At 37.7% G+C, this 1,951-nt stretch carries 2 protein-coding genes and 1 tRNA gene; all 3 read right to left on the minus strand.

The genetic code is table 11. The features are described 5' to 3' along the window. A partial coding sequence (locus PLL47_RS14825; RefSeq protein ID WP_324447348.1) for a patatin-like phospholipase family protein occupies positions 1-638 on the minus strand: 638 nt, incomplete at its 3' end. Continuing rightward, complete coding sequence (locus PLL47_RS14830; protein ID WP_324447350.1) at positions 628-1,773, minus strand: iron-containing alcohol dehydrogenase; 1,146 nt, start codon at positions 1,771-1,773, stop codon at positions 628-630. The genes PLL47_RS14825 and PLL47_RS14830, both read right to left, overlap by 11 nt. Positions 1,774-1,855: 82 nt before the next feature. Next, positions 1,856-1,928: transfer RNA gene (locus tag PLL47_RS14835), tRNA-Lys, on the minus strand. Between the last annotated feature and the right edge of the window lie 23 nt (positions 1,929-1,951).

Below are 1,951 nucleotides of genomic sequence, written 5' to 3' on the forward strand. Positions count from 1 at the left end.
CAAAGCCTCTTTTCAAGTATTGTGTTGGCTCTGAAAATATAATGATATGTTCTTTCAACTACACCTATGATGCTTTTTGAATATTTATCTGCTATAAGTGGGCTAACGTTTATGCCTATTACTTTTTCACACTCCTTTCTTATAACAGATACGGGAAAATTCATAAACAATCCTCCATCGACATAGTTGATTCCTTCAATGGTAATTGGTTTAAAAAAAACAGGTACGCAGGCAGATGCCATAACTTTGTTTATGAGATCTCCAGAGCTGAAGATAACACTTTTACCATGATCGAAATCAGTCGCTACTACAAAAAGAGGGATCTTTAGTTCTTCAAAAGTCTTAACAGGAATATTTTCATCTAGAAACTTTATAAAGCCGGCAGTTCCAAACAATCCTGCCTTGGGTAAAGTGAACTCAATAAAATTGTTAATATATCTGTTTCTGAAAATTTCAATTATCTTTTCAGGAGGAAGGCCTGAAGCATACATAGCGCCTACAATTGCACCTGCACTTGTGCCAGATATGATTTCAGGACGAATACCAAACTCTTCAATGGCCTTGAGAGCTCCGGCATGTGCAAAACCTTTAACTCCTCCTCCTGAAAGAGCAATTCCTAACTTGTATTTATAAGACATATTCCAGTATCTTACGTGTGGCAGAAGAGTCAATTGTTTTATTTTCGCCAAAATGAACGTTTCTCTTCTCGAATCTTTTTACAATCTCGTCAATAGTCTCCTTGCCAATGCCGTTTTCGGATAGTCTTGTTTTAAGTCCTAAAGAACGGAAAAACTCATCACATTTATCAATTGTCTTTTCAATAATCTTTTCTCTGTCAGAGTCTTCTATATTCCATACCCTTTTACCCATTTGTATAATTTTGTCACCCTTTTCTTCTTTCATTATCCACATTGTGCCTTTGAGAACTATAGCTAATGTATGCCCGTGTGTGAGATTGTGAAGGGCACTCAATTCATGTCCTATCATATGAGTAGACCAATCCTGAGTAACTCCCATGGAGATAAATCCATTAAGAGCCATTGTTGCAGAAAGCATAAAAGTTGCCATATCATCGTATGCAGGTTTTTCTCCATAAACTTTAGGAGCTACTTCGACAATGGTTTGAAGTATCCCTTCCGCCCACCTGTCCATAAGAGGGGATTGATTTGTGGTAGTAAGATATTGCTCCAGAACATGTACAAAAGTATCAGTCAGTCCACAGGCTATTTGATATTTTGGAAGTGAAAATGCAACCTGTGGATCGAGAATAGAAAAAACTGGGAAAGTACTGTAAAACGAGAATTTTTCTTTAAGAGCACTGTTAGTAATAACGGCACCCGGATTCATTTCAGACCCGGTTGCAGGTATCGTCAGCACACTTGCCAGCGGAAGTGATCCTCTGTATAGTGAAGGTCTTTTGACAAGTTCCCATGCATCCTCTTCGATGAGAGCTGCTGCTGCGATTAGTTTTGATCCATCAATTACCGATCCTCCACCTACAGCAAGAATAAAGTCGCAGTTCTCTTCTTTAACAATGGCAATGGCTTTTCTAAGTGTTTCAACTGTAGGATTAGGCTCAATTCCCCAGAATTCTATGTGATCTTTTCCAGTCAACGCTCTTTTAACCTGTTGATATACTCCGTTGGTTTTAACACTGCCTCCACCAAAAGTCACAAAAACTTTTTTGTTGGCAGGAATTTCAGTACTAATATGTTCAATAGTCCCTTTCCCAAAAACCAGTTTAGTGGGATTTTGAAAAATAAAATTATTCATACTTAAAAATTTTTATTACTTATTGTTGTAAAATTAAATAAAAAACTGCAATCAGCATATTTGATTACAGTTTACATTTTTGTGGTCCCGGTGGGTCTCGAACCCACGACCCCAACATTAAGAGTGTCGTGCTCTACCAACTGAGCTACAGAACCATTTTTTAGGTCTGCAAAGATAC

It is taken from the genome of Methanosarcina sp. (genome assembly GCF_035390745.1).
GTDB lineage: Archaea > Halobacteriota > Methanosarcinia > Methanosarcinales > Methanosarcinaceae > Methanosarcina.